Source organism: Mycobacterium sp. NPDC048908, from assembly GCF_043197955.1.
Taxonomy (GTDB): domain Bacteria; phylum Actinomycetota; class Actinomycetes; order Mycobacteriales; family Mycobacteriaceae; genus Mycobacterium.
The window spans coordinates 216,425-236,281 of record NZ_JBICUE010000001.1; the positions used below are offsets into that span (position 1 = coordinate 216,425).

Annotated in this window: 15 protein-coding genes and 3 pseudogenes; 6 read left to right on the forward strand and 12 right to left on the reverse strand. The window is 65.1% G+C overall.

Annotated features, from left to right (window positions below):
• Positions 1-41 precede the first annotated feature (41 nt).
• The 4 genes and pseudogenes from ACGFK1_RS01100 to ACGFK1_RS01115 all read right to left on the reverse strand — a co-directional run bounded on the left by ACGFK1_RS01100 (position 42) and on the right by ACGFK1_RS01115 (position 2,614).
• Positions 42-572, reverse strand: coding sequence for a TetR family transcriptional regulator (locus ACGFK1_RS01100; protein WP_393424322.1), 531 nt, complete (start codon positions 570-572; stop codon positions 42-44).
• Entirely contained in the window at positions 545-1,804 is a 1,260-nt protein-coding gene (locus ACGFK1_RS01105) for an MFS transporter (protein ID WP_393424325.1), read from the reverse strand. Before ACGFK1_RS01105 ends, ACGFK1_RS01100 begins: the two co-directional genes overlap by 28 nt.
• A 126-nt stretch (positions 1,805-1,930) precedes the next feature.
• Positions 1,931-2,128: pseudogene (locus ACGFK1_RS01110) on the reverse strand (FAD-dependent oxidoreductase); the annotation flags it as partial.
• A gap of 90 nt (positions 2,129-2,218) precedes the next feature.
• Positions 2,219-2,614: a hypothetical protein gene (locus ACGFK1_RS01115; RefSeq protein ID WP_393424328.1), complete on the reverse strand. Its 396-nt coding sequence runs from the start codon at positions 2,612-2,614 to the stop codon at positions 2,219-2,221.
• Between the two features lie 145 nt (positions 2,615-2,759).
• On the opposite strand from ACGFK1_RS01115, the gene ACGFK1_RS01120 reads away from it, so the two are divergent.
• Positions 2,760-3,563, forward strand: a complete 804-nt coding sequence (locus ACGFK1_RS01120; protein WP_393424331.1) for a mycofactocin-coupled SDR family oxidoreductase — start codon at positions 2,760-2,762, stop codon at positions 3,561-3,563.
• On the opposite strand, the gene rnhA is transcribed toward ACGFK1_RS01120, so the two are convergent.
• A complete protein-coding gene (gene rnhA, locus ACGFK1_RS01125; protein WP_393424334.1) occupies positions 3,564-4,031 on the reverse strand; it encodes a ribonuclease HI in 468 nt (155 codons plus the stop codon).
• An 81-nt stretch (positions 4,032-4,112) separates the two neighbouring features.
• On the opposite strand from rnhA, the gene ACGFK1_RS01130 reads away from it, so the two are divergent.
• The gene (locus ACGFK1_RS01130) at positions 4,113-4,916 is read left to right on the forward strand and encodes a crotonase/enoyl-CoA hydratase family protein (protein ID WP_393424337.1); all 804 of its coding nucleotides are present in this window, start codon (positions 4,113-4,115) and stop codon (positions 4,914-4,916) included.
• A 70-nt stretch (positions 4,917-4,986) separates the two neighbouring features.
• Here the strand turns inward: ACGFK1_RS01130 and ACGFK1_RS01135 are convergent, their stop codons facing one another.
• The 3 genes from ACGFK1_RS01135 to ACGFK1_RS01145 are packed head-to-tail and all read right to left on the reverse strand — an operon-like array spanning position 4,987 to position 8,722.
• Positions 4,987-5,457: a hypothetical protein gene (locus ACGFK1_RS01135; RefSeq protein ID WP_393424340.1), complete on the reverse strand. Its 471-nt coding sequence runs from the start codon at positions 5,455-5,457 to the stop codon at positions 4,987-4,989.
• Complete coding sequence (locus ACGFK1_RS01140) at positions 5,454-8,282, reverse strand: RND family transporter (protein ID WP_393424343.1); 2,829 nt, start codon at positions 8,280-8,282, stop codon at positions 5,454-5,456. Before ACGFK1_RS01140 ends, ACGFK1_RS01135 begins: the two co-directional genes overlap by 4 nt.
• Positions 8,279-8,722, reverse strand: a complete 444-nt coding sequence (locus ACGFK1_RS01145) for an MmpS family transport accessory protein (protein ID WP_393424346.1) — start codon at positions 8,720-8,722, stop codon at positions 8,279-8,281. Before ACGFK1_RS01145 ends, ACGFK1_RS01140 begins: the two co-directional genes overlap by 4 nt.
• Before the next feature lie 275 nt (positions 8,723-8,997).
• Between ACGFK1_RS01145 and ACGFK1_RS01150 the strand changes: the two genes are divergently transcribed.
• On the forward strand, positions 8,998-10,539 hold the full coding sequence (locus tag ACGFK1_RS01150; protein WP_393424349.1) for a serine/threonine-protein kinase: 1,542 nt from the start codon (positions 8,998-9,000) through the stop codon (positions 10,537-10,539).
• 1,095 nt (positions 10,540-11,634) lie between these two features.
• On the opposite strand, the pseudogene ACGFK1_RS01155 reads toward ACGFK1_RS01150, so the two are convergent.
• The 4 genes and pseudogenes from ACGFK1_RS01155 to ACGFK1_RS01170 all read right to left on the reverse strand — a co-directional run.
• Positions 11,635-12,513, reverse strand: a pseudogene (locus ACGFK1_RS01155) (serine/threonine-protein kinase); the annotation flags it as partial.
• A 123-nt stretch (positions 12,514-12,636) separates the two neighbouring features.
• Positions 12,637-14,559 carry a serine/threonine-protein kinase gene (locus tag ACGFK1_RS01160; RefSeq protein ID WP_393424352.1) on the reverse strand — a complete coding sequence of 641 codons (1,923 nt, stop codon included), beginning with the start codon at positions 14,557-14,559 and terminating at the stop codon, positions 12,637-12,639.
• A gap of 53 nt (positions 14,560-14,612) precedes the next feature.
• Positions 14,613-15,293 (reverse strand): response regulator, encoded by a 681-nt coding sequence (locus tag ACGFK1_RS01165; RefSeq protein ID WP_393424355.1) that lies wholly within the window; start codon positions 15,291-15,293, stop codon positions 14,613-14,615.
• On the reverse strand, positions 15,275-16,960 hold the full coding sequence (locus ACGFK1_RS01170) for an ATP-binding protein (protein WP_393424358.1): 1,686 nt from the start codon (positions 16,958-16,960) through the stop codon (positions 15,275-15,277). Before ACGFK1_RS01170 ends, ACGFK1_RS01165 begins: the two co-directional genes overlap by 19 nt.
• A gap of 440 nt (positions 16,961-17,400) precedes the next feature.
• Here ACGFK1_RS01170 and ACGFK1_RS01175 point away from each other — a divergent pair, with 440 nt between their 5' ends.
• From ACGFK1_RS01175 to ACGFK1_RS01185, 3 genes and pseudogenes are all read left to right on the forward strand, one after another.
• Entirely contained in the window at positions 17,401-18,414 is a 1,014-nt protein-coding gene (locus ACGFK1_RS01175; protein ID WP_393424361.1) for an alpha/beta fold hydrolase, read from the forward strand.
• A gap of 275 nt (positions 18,415-18,689) precedes the next feature.
• Positions 18,690-19,509 (forward strand): annotated as a pseudogene (locus ACGFK1_RS01180) (alpha/beta fold hydrolase).
• A 77-nt stretch (positions 19,510-19,586) separates the two neighbouring features.
• The gene (locus tag ACGFK1_RS01185) at positions 19,587-19,838 is read left to right on the forward strand and encodes a hypothetical protein (RefSeq protein ID WP_393424364.1); all 252 of its coding nucleotides are present in this window, start codon (positions 19,587-19,589) and stop codon (positions 19,836-19,838) included.
• Positions 19,839-19,857: the final 19 nt, after the last annotated feature.

The window sequence follows — 19,857 nt, forward strand, 5'->3', positions numbered from 1 at the left end:
GAAAAAAGTTTTCTGACAACGCCCTTGAGTGATCGCAGTAGTCACTCTTCGGGCTGATCTCGGCCCTCGGCGTAGTCGACCAGCGCGGCAGCGATCCGTTTGTTGAGCTCAGGATCGCGAAAAGCCTTGACGAACATGGCATTCCACCAGAGACCGTCGGCTGCAAGCCGGGCGATTTGGGCGCGTAGCGGGAAACTGTCCACTCCCGGCTCCGGCCACATCCACGCCTCGAACGCTTTCGCGATCGGCCCCTGCATATCCGGTTCGGTACTCGCGGCCAGGATGACCGCCCACCGGCGAAGCACCCGGTCGGCATCCGCGGTCGTCAGACTGTGGCAAGTGGATGCGATGTAAGCGCGGGTGTACGCACCGGGCCGGCCGTCGTCCCATTGCGCGTAATTACTGTTCGTATCGTCGACGAGCCGCTCCACCAACCCTCGAACGAGCTCACTCTTGTTCGAAAAGTGATATAACAGGCCACCTTTGGAAACGCCAGCCGCATCGGCGACGGCCTGCAGGGTCAAAGCCTGTGGACCGCCTCGGGTCAACACCTGCTCGGCGGCGTCCAGCAACTCGTCTCGTCGGTCCCCTCGTGGCACTGAGCACTCTCGTCGTCTGCCTCCGCAGAGGCGTGAATAACTGATGATGTGTCGCGGTCAACGGTAACCCGCGCCGGTGTCTCAAGAGCAGCCTTCTCTGCCGAAAAGCCGCGGACGGGACCGAACACGCGGGCGATCAGCGGGCTGGCCGCCGCGCCGACGGCCAGGGCACTCGCCACGGCATACGACCCGCCTGGTCCCCAGGCGTCGTTGAGAGCGCCCGACAGCGCGGTGCCGGCCGCGCCGCCGGCCAGTGCGCCGGTGTTGAGCCACCCGAAGGCTTCGGCCGCAACGCTTTCAGCGACGCCGCGTGAGACGGCGTGATACAAAACGGCCATTGCAGGTGCGAATCCGAAGCCAGCGGCGAACAGCGCCACGAACTGCAGAGGGCCGGTGACGAGGCCCGTCAGCACTGTCCCTGCCACGACGACGGCCAACGTCGTCACCAACGCGCCGAGGCCGAGTCGGCGGTGCCCGAGTAGCAGGCCGCCGATCAGTGATCCAAGGCTCGACACGGAGATCGCCACACCCGCCATCGAGTGACCCAGTTGAGCGACGACCCCGACCTCCATCGCCATGAACGAAGCGACAAGAGCGAGGTTGGCGGCGAAGGCCAACAGCACCTCTTGGCGGGCCAGCACCCGGCCGAATGACGAAGTGTTACGGGCGATTCGGGGCTGACGCACGGTCAGGCTCAACACAAAGGCGACCGATCCGGTCAGCGTGATAGCCGCTGCCGCGACCAGTGGCACGGCCGTGGAGATCAGCGAGGTCAACACGGTCACCACTACCGGGCCTGCGACCCAGATCAGTTCCTGTGCGGTGGTATCGAAGGCGAACAAAGCACGCACTGTGTCGGCAGGAACCATCCTCGGGTAAAGCGCGCGCACCGCGGGCATCAAGGGTGGGATCGTAGCTCCCACAAGGGTTCCCAATGCAGCCAGCAATAGCAGATGCGCGGGAGCAAACGCCAATGCCAGGAAGCCGATGCTGTTCATCGTCGCTGCCGACAGCACCACGGGTGTCACGCCGAATCTGCCGGTGAGCCGGGCGCTGACAGGCATCGCGATTGCCTCCGCAAGGCTGACACACGCGACGACCAAGCCGGCCTGTCCGAATGATCCCGTTTTTTCCGAAAGATGCATCAGGATGGCCAGCGACAGCATTCCGAGCGGCAGTCGCGCGAACAGTTGTGATGCGGTCACCCGGAACAAGCCAGGCGTTCGGAGCAGCTGCATATAACTGCCCACGAAAAGCCTCCTTGATCGAACTCGACCACGGTACTGTACCGTCCGGACGGTACAGTAACCAGCCGAACCGGATGGCCCTGGTCAGAGCAGGTCGCGGACGCGGTTCGCCGCGGCTTGACCGCTGAGATACGCGCCGTGCAGCGTGCCGTAGCTGAGTTCCGAGACCGCCTCGCCAGCGAAGAAGACTTTGTCATCGAGCGGGACAGCCAGCAGTGCATGCGCGTCGGCACGGCCGGGCAACACAATCGAGTAGGAGCCCCGAGCCCAGGCATTCCCAGCGAGAGCAAGCCAGCGCCAGTCAGCGCCGCGCTCAGAAAGCCTCGGCGCGACAGCATCGGATCCGTCGTGGCCGAATTACGCTGACTCCGTCTAGCCGTTCAGCGACCCAGGTGGCCAGTCGACGCCGATCTCGTCGCAGATCGGCGGGATGATGATCAGCGCACCGCGCGGGCTGCAGAACGGCGTACCCGGCGGCGGCCCGGTAGGCGGAGGCGGCGGCGCGAAAACCGGTGCCGGTGCGTCCGCCAGGATCCAGCTGTCTATCGGGTCACCGCTCAGCGCAACCATTTTCACGTTGCCCTGACCAGAAGGAACCGCATACCAGGTGTGGCACAAGTTCATGTCCCACCGAATCATCGGGAACGGCAGAGCCTGTCCCGGACACCAGGTGTCGGCCTGTGCAACGCCACCACCGAGCGTCAGACCGGCCGCGGCTACGCCGCCAGCCGCGACGACAGTCGATGCGAGCCGAGCCGTTCTCTTCATCGCTGCATCCTTTCCTTGAGAGTCATTATGTGACGTCGAAACGCATCGAGTACACGTTTTCGCGTTTGCTACCGATCCCAACAATTTCGTTTGCAGCACATCGCCCGCCGCTCGGGAATCGGACTGTGCGTTAACGTTGCCGGCTATGGGTGCGTTGGATGGCCGGGTCGCGTTCGTGACTGGAGGGGCGAGGGGGCAGGGCCGCGCACACGCCGTGGCACTGGCACGCGAAGGCGCGAGCGTCGTCGTTGCCGACGCGCCGCGTCCCATGGCTGGATTGACCTATCCGCTGGGTACCGAGGACGACCTACGGCACACCACCAAGCAGGTGGAAGCACTTGGCGCACCGTGCCTTCCGCTCACGATGGATGTGCGGGACTCGGCCGCGGTGGGCGCGGCCGTCGAGGAGACGGTGGACAGGTTCGGAAGTCTCGACATCGTGGTGGCCAACGCCGGAATCGTCAGCACCGGACCGCTGGAAGGCGTCACCGACGAGGTCTGGCAGCAGTTGGTGGACACCAATCTGACGGGCGCCTTTCATACGCTGCGTGCCGCCATCCCCGTGATGCGACGTCAGCGATTCGGCCGGATAGTCGTCACCTCATCGATGGGCGGACGGATGGGCATCCCGGAGTTGGCCGCATACAACGCCACGAAATGGGGCGTCATCGGGCTCGCCAAGTCGCTGGCCTTGGAGGTCGCCAAGGAAGGCATCACGGTCAACGTCATCTGCCCGACGACGGTGCAGACGCCGATGGTGCAGCCGGAGGGCGACGACGACGTTCCCGACGATCTGGTGCGCAGGATGATGAAAGCCAACCCGATTCCTCAGCCCTGGCTGGCGCCTGAAGATGTCAGCCGCGGCTTGCTTTTTCTGGTCACCGATCCTGGGGTGATCACCGGCAGCGTTCTCGAGATCGGCCTCGGCGGAAGCGCCAGAATTCACTGATCACTTGGTCGCCATTAGGGCGATCGCTTCCTGCATACCCCGAGTGGCGAGTTGGTCGGCCAGTTCGTTGTCCGCGACACCCGCGTGTCCCCGCACCCAGAACCACTCGACCTGATGCCGCGCGCACGCCGCCTGGAGCCGCTGCCACAGGTCGACGTTCTTCACCGGCTGCTTGGCGGCGGTCTGCCAGCCGTTGCGTTCCCAGCCGGCAACCCACTTGGTGATGCCGTTGCGGACATAGGTGCTGTCCGTGTACAGGTGTACCGACACCGGCCGGGTCAATGCCTCCAGCGCCATGATCGGCGCCGTCAGTTCCATGCGGTTGTTGCTGGTCACGCCCGACTCGCCGCCACACATCTCGCGCACGTGGTGCCGTAGGCGCAGCACGGCCCCCCAGCCGCCGGGCCCCGGGTTTGGTCTGCACCCGCCGTCGGTGTGAATGACCACGACGTCCTCGGGCTGGATCATGCGCCGAGGATAGGCATGCGTCGAGCGATCAGCGCTCCGACGCGCGGAGCACACGTCTGAGGTCGCGGTAGATTGCCACGCGTGAGCCAAGACAGAGTGCGCGTGCAGACAGAGTCCAGCGGCGTCGCAACGGTGACGATGGTGCGCTCGGACAAACACAACGCGCTCGACCAAGCGATGTTCGAGGGTTTGGTGGCTGCCGCCCAGCAGTTGGCCGGCGATGCGTCCGTGCGCGCAGTCGTGCTGCACGGTGAGGGTAAGAGCTTCTGCTCCGGCCTGGACGTCGCTAGCTTCATGTCCGGCGAAGGCGGTACCGGGGTGCTACTGAAACGCGACGAGGGCCGGGTCGCCAACGTTGCGCAACGCGTGACCTACGACTGGTCGCTGGTTCCGGCGCCGGTGATCGCGGCGATCCACGGCAACTGTTTCGGCGGTGGTCTGCAGATCGCGCTGGGTGCCGACATCCGGATCGCCGCGCCCGACGCGAAGTTGTCCGTCATGGAAGTCAAGTGGGGTTTGGTGCCGGACATGGCTATCACCCAAACCCTGCCGCGGCTGGTCCCGATCGACGTCGCGAAAGAGTTGACGTTCACCGGCCGCATCGTGTCCGGCAGCGAGGGCTCGGACCTCGGGCTCGTCACCAGGACCGCGGACGATCCGCTGTCTGCGGCGCTGGCACTCGCGCAGGAGATCGCACAGAAGTCCCCTGACGCGGTTCGCGCGGCGAAGCGTCTGTACGACCAGACGTGGGTCAGCGATGACGCCGCGGCGGCGCTGGCACTGGAAAGCGAGTTGCAGACCGGCCTGATCGGCAAGCCCAACCAGATCGCGGCCGTCGTGGCCGGAATGTCAGGGGAGGCACCGGTATTCGCCGATCCGGCGTAGCGCCGTTTTCTGCGCTAGGGCTGCGGACCGGGACGAATCGCAGCCGCCATGCAGGAATCAGCGAGCGTTCTCACTGGACCCCGAGCGGAGCTGTCGGTGCTTCCGGCGGCCCCTGCAGTACTGCGCTGCGGAGGCGTCTTCCCAAACTCGCGCTTCTGATCATCCGGATCGCCAGGTTGGTCGATGTGAACATCGGGATGACGCCGAGAAACGTGCGTTCGGACGGGGTGGCTCCGTGCAGGTATTCGAGGCTGCCGAAGACGTAGAAGCAGCCGATGCTGAATATCGTCGCGGGGATGCAGAGGGCCATCCAGGATCCCCGGTCCGAAACAGCTTGCCTAGCGACAGCCAGTTCGTCCTCCGAAAGGGGCTCACGCTTTCGCACCTTACGCAGGACCGCGGGGATGCCTCCCAGTTGCTCGCTGATCGGCAGCGCCGGTCGGCGCACGAGCCGCATCACATACACAGAAGCGATCGTCGCGAACACCACCACGGCCGCCAACGCGACAATCGTCAGAATCGCCCACAAGCCCAGAGTCATTGTCTGACTCCCAAATTCGGCCGCAGCGGCCGGGCACGCACCAGCGTGGGCCACCAGAACCACGGGCCAAGGATCCGCAAAATGCACGGCACAATGAAGGAACGCACGATCAGCGTGTCGAGGAGCAGGCCGATGCACACGGTCGTGCCCACCTGCCCGATGGTCCGCAGGTCGCTGGTGAGCATCGCCAGCATGGTGAATGCGAACACCAGACCGGCCGATGTCACCACGCCACCCGTGCTTCCCAACGCGCGAATGAGACCGGTGTGTATGCCTGCGCCCAGTTCTTCCTTGACGCGGGCGATCAGCAGGAGGTTGTAGTCCGAACCGACCGCCACCAGGATGATGAACGTGATCGGCAGCACCAGCCAGTGCAGGTGGAGGCCGATCAGGTGCTGCCACACCAGGATCGACAGACCGAACGCACCCGCGAACGAGAACGCCACCGTACCGGGAATGACGAGCGCGGCCATCAGACTTCGCGTGATGAAAAGCATGATCAGGAAGATCAGGATGAACGCGGCGATCGCCACGATGAGCAAATCCGACGCGGCGTACTGCTTGATGTCCTTGTTGTTCGAACCGGCGCCGCCGATGTAGATCTTGGCGCCTGCCAACGACGTTTCTTTCAGCGCGATCTGGATGGCTTGCGGGAATGCGTCGACGTGTTCGATGCCCTCGGGACCCATGGCGTTTCCTTCGTGGGTGACGATGAAACGGGCTGCCTTGCCGTCCGGTGACATCATCAGTTGCATACCGGTTTTGACGTCGTCGTTGTCGAACGCCTCCCGCGGCATGTAGAAGAAATCGTCGCTGCGGGACTTGTCGAAATCGTTGCCGACGTTGATCAAGTCGTCATAGGTCTGGTCGGTCTGTGTGGACTGCAGATGCGCAGGGCCGTACGAGTTGACGATGACGGCTTGCAGTGCCTGCGTGTCGTCCATCATGATCTTCAGCTGCGCAGTCAGTTGGGGGAGAAGCGCATCGACGGCCTGTAGATCAGTGACCGTATGCGCGATCTCGACATCGAGGGCGTCGATGCCGTCGAGCCCGTCGAAGAGCGACCGGAACGCCCAGCATATCGGGATGTCGAAACAGTGTGGCTCCCAATAGAAATAGTTCTTCAGAGGGCGGATAAAGTCGTCGAGATTCGCGATGTTGTCGTTGATCATGTCGGTGACTTGCTGCAGGTTCTCTGCGGTCAACACCGTCGCGTGAAGGTCGTCGGACAGTTTCTCGGTCAGGTCGATCGTCTTGCCCAGCACGGCCACGGTGTCCGCCTGGATCTGCGCCTGTTTGTCGGTGTCGGCGTTCTGCTGCTGGTTGAACGGCAACTGCTGGCCGCTGCCACTGCCCTGCGTGGTGAACAGGTACGGGATGGTGGCGCGGTCGAGCGGTCGGCCCAAGGGCCTGGTGATGCTCTGCACCATGGCGACACCGGGTACCCGAATGAGGGCTTTGGCCACGCGGTCCAGCGAGATGAAGTCGGCCGAATTCCGCATGTCGTGATCGGACTCGACCATCAGCATCTCGCTGAACAGCTTGCTCGACGGAAAGTGCCGATCCGAAGCCTCGAAGCCTTGATTGGCAGAGCCGTTGGTCGGCTGGTATTGCCGATCGTCGTAATTCACTCGATACGACGGCACGAAGATCGCGCCGAGCAGGACGACGGCACAACTGGCCGCGAGGATCGGCACCGGCCAGCGCACCACGCTCGCCGCGATGCGTCGGTAGAGGTGTCTCTTCATGGCTCGTCGCGGGTCGAACAGCCCGAACAGGCTGCCCACCGTCAAGATGGCGGGTCCCAATGTCAGCGCCGCGGAAATGGTCAATAGCATGCCGATCGCGACGGCCGGTCCCATTGTGTGGAAGTAGTCGAGTCTGGCGAAGCTCAGGCAGAATCCGGCGCCCGCGATCGTCAGGCCCGATCCGATGATGATCGGTGCGACGCCCCGGAAAGCGGTGTAGTACGCGTCTTCTCGCGTCTCTCCCGTCTGCCGGGCTTCGTGATATCGGCCAAGCAGGAAGATGCCGTAGTCGGTGCCCGCTCCCAACGTCAGCGAGACCACCATGTTGATCGCGAACGACGACAACGGGATGACGCCGAAATGCCCCAACGTAGCGACGACGCCCTTGGCGATCAGCATCTCGAACAGCACGCTGGCCAGCGGCACCAGCAGCGTGCTCACCGAGCGGTAGACCAGCAGCAGCATGAACGTGATCAGGAAGATGGTCACGATCGTGATGTTGTTCAGGCTCGCGTTGGCTATGGACAACGTGTCCGACGCCAGAGGTGCGGCGCCGCTGACATAGACCTTCAGCCCCGGCGGAGGCGTGTCTTTCGCAACGATGTCGCGAACCGCATCCACCGAGCGGTTGGCCTCGATCTGCCCGATGTCACCGGCCAGACGCAGCAGCACATACGCGGCCTTGCCGTCGACGCTTTGCGCACCGGCTGCCGTAATCGGCTTGCCCCACAAGTCCATTACGTACTGCACATGCTGCGTATCGTTCTTCAGCCGCCGCATCAAGTCGTCGTAGTACTGATGGTCCCTGTCGTCCAACGGTCTGTCGGCCTCGAGCACCACCATGGTCAGGCTGGTGGACGTGGACTCGTGAAACTTCTCGCCGATGCGCAGCATCGCCACCTGCGACGGTGCGTAGGTCGGAATCATCGGACCGGCGAGTTCGGCAGCGACGTCTTCCACCTTCGGGATGAACGTGTTCGTCGAAACAGCCACCAGCCCCCAGAAGACGATGATCGGGATGGCCAAAAGCCGGACTGTGCGTGCGAAGACCGGCCGACCGGCGCGATGCTCGCTCACGCCGACTTCACTCTGCAGGTGACATCGGCGTCCTGCCGTGCCGCCGACTGCTCGTCTCGGACAACACCGTTCACGAGCATCCGGCAGTGCACTGCACCCCCATGTACCTGTGCCGAGATGCTGCCGGACACGACGGTGAGTGTGGTGGTCTCGGTGTGGGACCAGGGCAGCGACGTGAGGTCGACGGTGTGCGGGTGGCCGTCGATGTCGATGTAGGACAGCATCCCTCCGTCTCCGAGGTCCCCGTCCAACTCGTAGGTGAGTTCCTTGGGCACGAACTCCTCAGGAGCCTGCGGGCCATTGACGGCAAGGACCGGGCCCGGCGCGGACGCCTGATGCACTTTCCACATGCACAGCGCACCCAATGCCACGGCAACGACGGCAACCAACGGCAGCCAGACTCTTGCCAGGACGGTTCTCCCGACGGAACGAGGGCTCACTAGACACCTTTCGAAATCCGCTTTCACACCTCGTGATGCTCGCTTGGCCGCCGGCGTTGGCGTGGCACGCGAGTACGGCTGTATATCAACCAGATTGATATACAGCCGTAGAAACGCTACCAGCACTGGCCCGGATTCCGAACTCGGCGGTCGCGGGTTTGACCGTCCGCCGAAGCCGCCAGCAGCGGCGACACGGAACGCTGTCAATTGGCTGGGATTCGCGGCGGACCGCGGATCTGCTGGCAGCTAACACGGGTGCCTTTTATGGTTAGCCGGTGGAGGGCACCCCGTTCGGCCGGTACCGGTTGGTGGAGATGCTGGGCCGCGGCGGCATGGGCGAGGTGTGGAAGGCATACGACACCGCCATGAACCGGGTCGTCGCGTTGAAGGTGCTGCCATCCAATCTCGCCGATGATGCGCAGTATCAAGCCCGGTTCCGCCGCGAGGCGCAGGCCGCGGCGAGCCTGGACGAACCGCATATTGTCCCGATCCACGATTTCGGCGAGATCGACGGACGTCTCTACGTCACCATGCGGTTGATCGACGGTAAGACCATCGATGAGTTGGTCGCCGACGACCCGTTGCCGCCCCCGCGTGCCGTCTCGATCATCGAACAGATCGCCGCCGCCCTCGGCGCCGCCCACCGAATCGGCTTGGTGCACCGCGATGTCAAACCGTCGAACATCTTGGTGACCGAGGACGATTTCGCCTACCTCATCGACTTCGGGATCGCCCGTGCGGCCGATGCGACCAAGCTGACCAGCACGGGCGCCACGATCGGAACCTTGGCGTATATGGCACCGGAGCGGTTCACCACCGACCGTGACGACGCTCGCGCCGACATCTATGCGTTGACATGTGTGTTGCACGAATGCCTGACCGGCTCCCAACCGTTTCCCGGCGACAGTCTGGAACGTCAGATCACCAACCACTTGACGATGCCGCCGCCGCGGCCGTCGACGATGCAGCCCGGCATCTCGGCCCAGATGGATCAGGTCGTCGCGGCCGGAATGGCCAAGATCCCGGATCAGCGCTATGCCACCGCCAAAGACCTGGCCATTGCGGCCCGCGCCGCGCTGGTCGCGCCGATCCTGCATGGCGCGCCAACGCCGGTCGCGCCGTCGCCCGCCCCGAGTTGGTCGCCGGCGGTGCCCTATCCCGACACCGGCCCGCGCGCGCAGGCGGCGAGCGCGGCCGCCACCCAATACCGCACGCCTCCCCAACCGCCGGTATGGTCTCCTCCCGGCATCCCGCAGCAACCTCAGGCCGCGTCCGCGTGGTGGCAGAATCCCGCGGTCTGGATTCTGGCGGGCCTGGCCGTCCCGGGCGTCATCGTCATCGCGGTCGTCGCCGTCATCGTGTGGCCGGACGGAAGTTCCACCGACGGTCCTACCACCAGGGCGCAGCCCACTCAGCAGCGTTTGCCGATCCCGCCCAGCACGAAGCCGTCTGCGTCAGGAACGGATTCCTCTGCGCCGAGCCCCAGTACGTCTGCCCCGACGCAGTCGGCACCGGCAGGACCGTCGCAGCTGCAGACGCCGGATGGGCTGAAGGGGCTGCTCGACAGCACGCGCAGCCACTTCGGCGACACCATGGGATTCCAGTTGGTGATCTACCCGGAATACGCGGTGCTAGAGCGTGTCTCGCCGACCAACAGCCATGTCGAACAGGACTTCATCTACCGCGGCGGCCAGTGGAACAGCTGGGGTGGCGACACCACAACGTCGTCTTTCGATGTGCTCGCCGACCTCAGCGCATTCAACGCTGACGCGGTTGCTGGCCTAATGGCAGGCGCGCCACAGACTCGGTGCGCCTGACGGAAGCCAGACCTATCTGATCGTTTCTGGCGCAGAAGGTGGGGCGCTTGAACTGGCGATCCATTCGGCTGCCCCCGGCACTGGGTACATGCAGGTCAATGCCGACGGAACAATCAAGAAGGTGTTCCCGCCGTAACCCTCATTCGCCGGTGCGCGTGAAGGTTTCGGTGATGTCGAGGTTGACGGCACAAGAGCCGGTCTGCACCCACGTGCCCCGCCCGCTCAGCTCGGGGATCGGGTTCTGCGGTGGCTGCGGCAGCGGAAATTGCGCATTGGCGCTCAGATGCGACATGTCACCGTTCGGGCATGGGCCGTCGGTCTCGTCCTTCCAGGACCAACTCCCGCCTTCGAAGATCAGCGGCAAATCACCTGCGGCCACCGAGAAGTAGCTCATGCACCGATCGCCGGCCCGCAGGCAGTAAGTGGTGACCGCGGATTCGCCCAGCTGCTGGGTCCCCATGCCCGTATATGTCCGCGCGACACGATAACTTCCGCGCAACGCTTCGGCAGGCGACACCACGCGAGGTGGTAGCCCATCGGGGTCCGGCAGACCCCTGAAGTCGGCGTCGACGTCGACATCGCCTGTGCGAGTAAAGGTTACCGGACGCTTCTCTTGACACTGGGTGGGCGTGAGCCGGATGAACTCGCCGGCGAGCGAACCGTCGGGCTGTGGCTGCAAGGTGAACACCTGCCAAGTGTCGACGGTGATGTTCTTACACGGGCTCGGGGCCAGGGCGACCGCAAGCCAGCTTGGGCCGACCTGATCGAAAACCATCGAGGGCGCGAATGCGATGTCACCGTTGAACTTCGAGGCCGTCGCGACGCAGCCCGCGGGCCTGCACACCGAGCGCAGCCCGTAGGTGCCTGTCGACGGCGCCGCATTCGGATCCCCCACTCCGTCCAATCGGGTGCCACGGCCGAAGTCGACGCGGTAGAGGCCGGTGAAGGGCCCGGTATTCGGTGTGCGGGTGGGCGGGCTCGGTGCAGCGGTGGACGGTGGAATTGCGGTCGTGGACCTGCCGTCGTCGGACATGTTGACGGCCGCGATGACGCCACCGGCGACAAGCAAAGCCGTCGCCGCCAGCGCGCCGATCAGGATGCCGCGGCGACGCCCCCGCCGGGTAACGGCAGGCGCCGGTGCCGGTGGGACGCCACTGTCGGTCGGCCACTCCTGGGTCGGTAGCGCCGCCGGTTGCGTCGGCCCGGTCGCGCCGAACGGATCCCCGGCGATGGCTTGCTGGGCCGCGGCCGCCAACGCGATGGTGGTGGGGTAGCGGTCCGCGGGCTCTTTGGCCAGGCCGACGGCCACGACGTGGTCAAGCGCGGCGGGCACGGTGCTCTGGTCGTCGGACGGCCGCGGAGGCGGCGTGACCAAGTGTCCAACGGCGACTTGTTCGAGGGTGTCACCCGGGTAAGGCGGGTCCCCGGTGAGGCATTGATAGAGCACGCAAGCCAGCGCGTAGACGTCGGAGGCGGCTGCGCTTTCGCCGCTGCGGAAGCGTTCGGGAGCCATGTAGGCCCAGGTGCCGATCGTCGTGTTGGCCGATGTCAGTGCGGTGTCGCCGGCGCCGCGGGCAATGCCGAAGTCGATGAGGTAGGCGAAATCGTTGTCCGTCACAGAATATTCGATGGTTTGACGTCGCGGTGGACAAGTCCGGCCTCGTGTGCGCAATGTAGGGCCGAGGCGATCTGTTCGACGATGTTCACCGCCCGTGCGGGTGCCAACGGTCCCGCGTCGAGCAGTGTCTGCAGATTGGTGCCGTTGATCAGGCGCATCGTGACGTAAAGGCGGCCGTCGATCTCACCCACGTCGTAGATGGGCACGATGTGGGGGTCGTCAAGGCGTCCCGCTGCGCGGGCCTCACGCAGGAATCGCTTCTCGAAGTCGGGGTCCTTCGCGTACTGCGGAAGCAGCATCTTTATCGCGACAACGCGGCCGATCTCCGTGTCGTTGGCGCGCCACACTTCGCCCATCCCGCCGCGGCCCAGCAACTCGAGCAGCTGGTAGCGGCCAAAAGGCGTGCCCTCCACCGGTTCACGATAAGGTCAAATACCCGCCTTATGGGCGCGATTACGGGTTTCGCGTAGCCGCCGCCCCTAATCGCCGGTGCGCGTGAATGTTTCGTCGAACACGATGGTGACCGGACAGGGCGGTGATTGCTCCTGGTTACCGTGCCCGGTCAAAAGCGTGACCGGGTTCTGCAGCGGTTGGGGCAACGGATACTGCCCGGTCTTTTTCACGCGTATCGCGCCCATGCCCGGACAGGTCGACTCGATGTCGGTGCCCAACGACCACTTACCGTCGGCGAACACCAACGGCTCCACAAGCCCCGAGGCCTCATGGAAGAAGCTCATGCACCTGTCACCGGAACGCAGGCAGTCGGTGGCAACGACGAAGTCGGACTCCTGCTTTTGACCGTTGGTGAAGGTCCTCGCCTGGTGATAGCGGCCAAAGAGCGCCTCGGCAGGGGAGACCACTCTGGGCGTGAGGTTGGCCGGATCCGGGAGACTCCCGACGTCGACGTCCGCTGTGCGGGTGAACGTGACGGTGTGCTTCGCCGAACAGGAATTGCCTGCGGTCGCGGTGAATTCGCCGGTGAGAGTGCCGTCGCGCGCAGGCCGCAGCTTGAACACCTGCCAGCTTTCCGCGCCCGCATTCTCTCGGCACTGCTGGGAAGCCAGCGACACCGACAGCCAGATCCCGTTCACCTCGTCGAACACCACTGTCGGCGCGAACGACGGATCGCCACTGAGCCGAGAACCCGTGGCCACGCAACCCGTTGGCCGGCACACCGACCGCAACCCGTATGTCGCCTTCGACGACTTGCCGCTTGGATCTGCGACACCACCGAGGGTGCTGATGGGTCCGAAGTCGGCGCGGTACGTCCCGGTGAAGGGTCCGGTGTTGGGGGCGGCGGGTACGGAAGTCGAGGTGCTGGACGGCGTGGCGGCCGAAGGCGAGTCGTCGTCAGAGAGGTTCACCGCCGCGATGACGCCGCCGAGGACCAGCAATCCCACCACTGCCAGCGACACGATCAAGACAACGCGGCGGCGTGTCGCTCCGACACCCGGCGGTGACGGTGCATGCGTTGGCGACGTGAGCGGCCACGGTACGGGCTCGCCGGCGTAGGCCGGATCAAATTGCGGCGCAACGTGATCGGACTTCCACTGTTGCGTCTGCGCGGCGTCCGGCCACACGGGGGGAGCGGTACCGGCGATGGCCTGTCGCGCGGCGGCCGCCAGATCGATGGCGGTCGGGTAGCGGTCGGCGGGTTGTTTGGCCAGGCCGACCGTGATCACCTGGTCCAAAGCGATCGGGACGGTCGCGCGTTCTTCCGAAGCCCGCGGCGGCGGCATGACCATGTGTCCGACAGCGACTTGTTCGAGGGTGTCGCCTTGGTAGGGCGGGTGACCGGTCAGGCACTCGTAGAGGACGCACGCAAGCGCGTAGATGTCGGAGCTGGGTTGTATTTCGCCGCTGCGGAAGCGTTCGGGGGCCATGTAGGCCCAGGTGCCGATGGTGGTGTTGGCCGACGTGAGTGCGGTGTCGCCGGTGCTGCGGGCAATGCCGAAGTCGATGAGGTAGGCGAAGTCATCTGTGGCCAACAGGATGTTGGAGGGTTTGACGTCGCGGTGAACGAGTCCGGATCGGTGTGCGCTGTGGAGGGCCGAGGCGATCTGTTCGACGATGTGAACCGCCCGTGCGGGTTCCAGCGGTCCCGCGCCGAGCAGTGTGTGCAAGTCGGTGCCGTTGATCAGTCGCATGGCCACGAACAGGCGGCCGTCGACTTCTCCGACGTCGTAGATCGGCACCACGTGCGGGTCATCGAGGCGGGCTGCGGCGCGGGCCTCGCGACGGAATCGCTTGTCGAAGTCGGAATCCTCGGCGTAGTGGGGGAGCAGCATTTTGATGGCCACCACCCGATCGATCGTGGTGTCGTGGGCGCGCCACACCTCGCCCATCCCGCCGCGGCCAAGCAACTCGATCAGCCGGTAGCGGCCAAAAGGCGTGCCCTCCACCGGCTCACGATAAGACCAGCAGGCCAGACGTGGAGCAGAACCGTGAGTAGAAGTCAACGAGCGCGGCTCGGCGGCTTGTCCACGGCCACGAATTCCTGTTCCGGACGGCCGGTCGTCCCGTAGCGAAGCTGGATCTTGACCTCGCCGGAATTGGCCAGCGTGGACAAATACCGTTGGGCGGTGGCGCGGGACACGCCGATCTCCGCCGACAGCTCCGCCGACGACATCGGCTTACCGGATGTGCGAAGGGCCTGCAGCACCAGTTGCTTCGTGGGCGAAGCCACGGCGGTCGGCGACTGGGCGGGAGCGACGCGAGGGCGCAGCGCATCCAAAGCCGAGTCCACCTCTTTCCCGCCGAGGTTGGTGCCTGCGAGTGTCTTGCGGTAGCGGGCGTAGCCCGACAGACGGGCAACCAGATCTGCAGGCGCGAACGGTTTGACCAGGTAACTCAACGCGCCGGCCGCGATCGCCGCACGGATGGTCGGTGCATCCGTCGCTGCGCTCAAAACCATACTGTCGCAGCGTAACTCGCGAACGAAGTCGATTCCGGAGCCGTCGGGCAGATACACATCCACCAGGGCAAGGTCGACGGGGTCGGCCTTATGAGCCGCCGCGAGTGTTGTCGCGGTGTTCGTCACGGTGAAGCCCGGGAGCGCGTTGACGATGCCTGCGTGCATGTTGGCGACGCGAAAATCGTCATCGACCACGAGAACGGTCAATTCTGGGCCACCCATTGGGCTTCCTCCTCCACCATGACACCCGGTAACCGGGCGATGAACTCTGCGCCGCACAGCGCGGCGCCTGGATTGCCGGCACTCGACAACCGGATGTCGCCACTGAGCGCGCGGGTGATCTGTCGGGACAACGCCATTCCGATGCCCCGGCCGCCCGGTATCCCTGAATCCGGCTTCGTCGACTTTCCTTCGGTGAACACATGCTCGACGAAGCCAGACGGGACCCCGTCTCCGGTATCGGCCACCGTGATGTGCAGCGTCGAACCATCCTGCAGCAGCTCGACTTCCACGATCTTGGTGGCGTTCGCACCGGTGCGGGCCGCGTAGATGGCGTTGTCCAGCAGATTGCCCAGCACAGTCGTCACGTCGACCGGTAGCGCGAGACGGCCCGGCACCCAAGTGTTCTCGCCGATGGTCAGTGTCACTCCGGCTTCACGGGCCGCCGCGGCCTTCGCGGCCAGGAACGCCTGCAGAAAGGCATCGCGGATGGTGTCGATGCCCGGCAGTGCCGAACCGAGCGGGCCCGAGCCCAACAACTCTTCGACGTACTGCGCGGCCTCGTCGACGTGGCCGCTGTGTAGCAGGCCGTTGAGCAGGTGCAGCCGGTTGGCGAACTCGTGGCGTTGGGCGCGCAGCACCGTGCTCATCAGCTGGACGGCGTCGAGTTGGCGGGTCAGGGATTCGACGTCGGTGCGGTCGCGGATCACCAAGACGGTGCCCAGATCGCGACCCTCGTGCGACACCTGGCGGGCCGACACCACCACGATCCGGTCCCCCACGGTCGCCAGTGTCGGCGTCGGATCGGCCGACTTGAACACCTCGAGCACACGCGGCGTCAGACCCATTTCCTCCAGCGCTGTGCCCGGTTCATTGGTGACCTCGAGAAGCCGGCAGGCCTTGTCGTTGACAAACGTTGTCTTCCAGTCGGTGTCGACGGCGAGCACACCTTCGTCGATCCCGTGCAGGACCGCAGCCTGGCCCCGGATCAACTCGGCCATTTCGGACGGCTGCAGCCCCATCGTCAAGCCCCGCCACCGTCGGGCCAGGAACACTGAGCCGACGACGCCGATGGACAGCGCCACACCGACGAGGACAGCCGCCGTCCGCACGTCGGTCCACAACTGATGGTGAACGGCGGCAGTGGAGATGCCGATGCTGACCTCACCGACCACCTGAGTCGAATCCGGGGCAAAGATAGGCACTTTCGCGCGGACCGACGATCCGAGCGTGCCGGATTGCCTGGTCACCACCTCATGTCCGGCCAACGCTTCGGACGGATCGGTACTGACGTGCTTACCAAGCTCGTCCCGGTTCGGATGGGACAATCGCAGACCTTGGTTGTTGGTGATCACCACGAACAGCACCCCGGTGCGCTGCTGAATCTCGGTGGCCAACTTCTGAAGCTGTCCATTGGCCAATTGGGCGGTGAGCGCAGGACCGGGTGTCAGCGGGACGGCGTCGTAGCGCGCGACGTCGGCGCGGACCGCGGGGGCATAGGCGATCGCGCGTGCCATGTCCAGAGACCTGTCCTCGTATTGCGCGGCGAGACGCTCGTGACTCATGAACGCGAGCAACCCGCCCGCAATGCCCAGGGTGAGCGTGACCACGGCGACTTGCAGCAGCAGCACCTGGGTAGCGAGTCGCACGTCCACGCGCCTTCTCGCCATGGGCGAAGCGTACGCGCCCATCTGAGCATAATGAGCAAAACCGGTCATGTCGGGTTGATTTCGTCGACGCGGTTCGGGCGTGCGGGGTCCGACGTCGCATACCGCATCGACCCGAGCAGTCGCGGGGCTGGTTTGAATTGTCATCGCTCACGACGATATGGAGCGGGTCGCGCAGCGGCCCCGTTGTGCGCACAAGCCGCGCTATGAACGTTTAACTGCTTTTGCGCATTGTGCTCATGACGCGGGCCACCCGTTGAAACATGCTGTCCGGAAACGACTTTCGCCAGGCAGTGCCGCCTGCGCAAAAAGCGCAGAATGCCGAGATCGGTGCTTGCGCGGCTTGTGAGCACAAGCGCGCCACGCCCGGATGTCGACCGTAGCTTCTTGGCATCAGCACGCCGGGAAGGTCCCGGCACTCGACGTTCAGCGAGGAGTCCACCATGTCGGTCGCGCTCGATTCGCCCCTGGCGCCCGCCTTCCCTGCAACATCGGCCGGGAGCGGTCATGTCGAGCGCACGGTGACGACCACAGACGGTGTGCGCCTCGCGGTGACCGATCACCGTTCTGACCGCGCCGACGCGCCCACAATCGTTCTGCTGCACGGTCTCTTACTCTCGCAAGAGAGCTGGAGCACTCAGGTGAACCAACTGCGGCGTCGTTACGGCCGCAGGATCAGGGTCATCACCTACGACCATCGCGGCCACGGTAAGTCGACGGGAGCGCCCATGCCGACATACGAAGTCGCGCAATTGGCAGACGATCTCGCCGACGTTCTGACCGCCATGCAGATCACCGGACCACTCACGTTGGCCGGCCACTCCATGGGCGGCATGACGGCGCTGGCGTACTTCGCGCGGCACTCATCCGAGCGCCCGGTGGAACCACAGGGCCTCGTTCTGGTCGGCACCGCCGCAGGTGGTCTTGCCGGGCGGGGCATCGGAAGGCTGATCGCGACGCCTGCGACGGAAGCACTGTTCGGATTGGTTCGCCGCATGCCGCAACGCGCGGCTGACAAGGCCGTCAAGGCGCTCATCAGGCCACTTGGCGACGCGTTGAGCAGATTCGCCGATGATGGCACAGCCGCCGCGGCGGTGGCGGCAACGGCCGTCCGCACCACGTCGTTGACCACGGCGGCCGGGTTTCTGCCCAGCCTGAAGCGCTACGACGTGTACCAAGCGCTCGCGTCGATCGCCGCCAAGACCTACATCGTGAGCGGCGGGGCGGACGTCCTCACTCCGGCATCCCACTCCCGAGACCTCGCTGCCGCCATCCCGGGTGCTGTGCACTATCACCACCCGACCGCGGGCCACATGCTGCTCCAGGAAGCCGCCGATTGCGTCACCAACGCGATCGGCCGCGCCATGGGGATGCGCCGCGGGTCCCGTCGTGCGACGACCACCCGCAAGGCCGGAACCGGGTCTTCTGCAGCGCAACTCGCCGTTGTCGTGTCCTGATTTCAGTGCCGACCAGATATGCGCAAAACGCGGAGATCGCCGCTTGTAGCAAGTAGTGCGCACAACCGAGAAGCGTTGGCGGACAGGCCATAACTTATCCGGTAGTGAACGTCACCGACATACCACCCGGAGCAACCGACATGAACGCCATGAAGAGCCTGTTGGTCGGCGCGGCCGCCTTGGCAGCCGTCGCCGCGGCCCCCGCCGTCGTGTCACTGCCGGGCCGCGATGCCAGCCAGGATTGCATCAGTGACGCCGCGGCGGGTCGCAAGGCCATGACGGTGCACGGCGACCGCGTCGCATACCGCGACGAGGGTGCCGGCGAGGTGCTGCTGCTGGTGCACGGCATGGGTGGCAGCTCCGAAACCTGGAGTGGCGTGATACCGCTGCTGGCCGGGAAGTACCGCGTGATCGCGCCGGACCTGCTCGGCCACGGCGAATCCGACAAGCCACGCGGCGACTATTCGGTGGGTGCCTTCGCCGTCATGCTTCGCGACTTGGTGGACGCACTCGGTATCTCGCGCGTCACGGTCGTCGGGCACTCGCTGGGCGGCGGGATCGCCATGCAATTCGCCCATCAGCACCGCCAATACTGCGAGCGAATCGTGCTGATCAGCAGCGGCGGGTTCGGCGGCGACGTCGGCCGAGTGCTGCATCTGCTGTCGCTTCCGGGTTCCTGAGTTCGTGCTGCCGGTGATCGCGTCGCGCCCAGCCGTCATCACCGCCAACGCGGTGCGAGCCCTGATGGGATCCACTGACCGCTTCAAGAGCCGTCCTTCACTGACGAACCGTGACCACAGGCAGGCGTTCCTGCGCACGCTGCGGTCGGTTGTCGATTTCCGCGGCCAGGCGGTCACCGCCGTCAACAAGCTGTCGGTCAAGGACGTGGTGCCCGCACTGGTCATCAGCGGCGATCAAGATCAGGTGATTCCTGTCGAGCATGCGCGTGCTGCCCACCGGATTTTGCCGAACAGCCGACTGCACATCCTGCCGGGTGTCCCTCACCATCCACCGACGGAACGGCCCGAGGCCGTTGCGTGCCTGATCGACCATTTCGTAGCCGCCACCGTGGGGGACGCTCCCCGCGCTGCCTAGCGGCCATCTCGTTGCATTTTGGCCCTCGCAGATCAGCGCTTGTGCTCTACTGACTTCGGGAGTAGAGGGGGCTGAAGGTGGCAAAGCGCGGCAAGAACGGCAAGAACGACGGCGACGACGCCGGCCTGGCCGTGAATTCCCCGGTGCTGGTCTATCCCGAAACCGAACAGCAGCAGGGCGGCGTCATCCTCGAAGATTTCGGACCATCAGCGGGTATGGCTGTCGAAGTGGGCTCGAACCGGATCGTCGGCGCGGCTCGGCGATGGGCGGTGCGCCTCAACTCCGGCGACCTCGTCTTCGTCGACAGCGACCAACTCCGAGCCCTCTGACAGCAGCGAATTGCGTGCG

Coding starts and splice junctions, on each gene's coding strand:
- ACGFK1_RS01115 (WP_393424328.1), bottom strand. CDS start 2,614: ATGAAGAGAACGGCTCGGCTCGCATCGACTGTCGTCGCGGCTGGCGGC.
- ACGFK1_RS01120 (WP_393424331.1), top strand. CDS start 2,760: ATGGGTGCGTTGGATGGCCGGGTCGCGTTCGTGACTGGAGGGGCGAGG.
- rnhA (WP_393424334.1), bottom strand. CDS start 4,031: ATGATCCAGCCCGAGGACGTCGTGGTCATTCACACCGACGGCGGGTGC.
- ACGFK1_RS01135 (WP_393424340.1), bottom strand. CDS start 5,457: ATGACTCTGGGCTTGTGGGCGATTCTGACGATTGTCGCGTTGGCGGCC.
- ACGFK1_RS01165 (WP_393424355.1), bottom strand. CDS start 15,293: ATGGGTGGCCCAGAATTGACCGTTCTCGTGGTCGATGACGATTTTCGC.
- ACGFK1_RS01170 (WP_393424358.1), bottom strand. CDS start 16,960: ATGGCGAGAAGGCGCGTGGACGTGCGACTCGCTACCCAGGTGCTGCTG.
- ACGFK1_RS01175 (WP_393424361.1), top strand. CDS start 17,401: ATGTCGGTCGCGCTCGATTCGCCCCTGGCGCCCGCCTTCCCTGCAACA.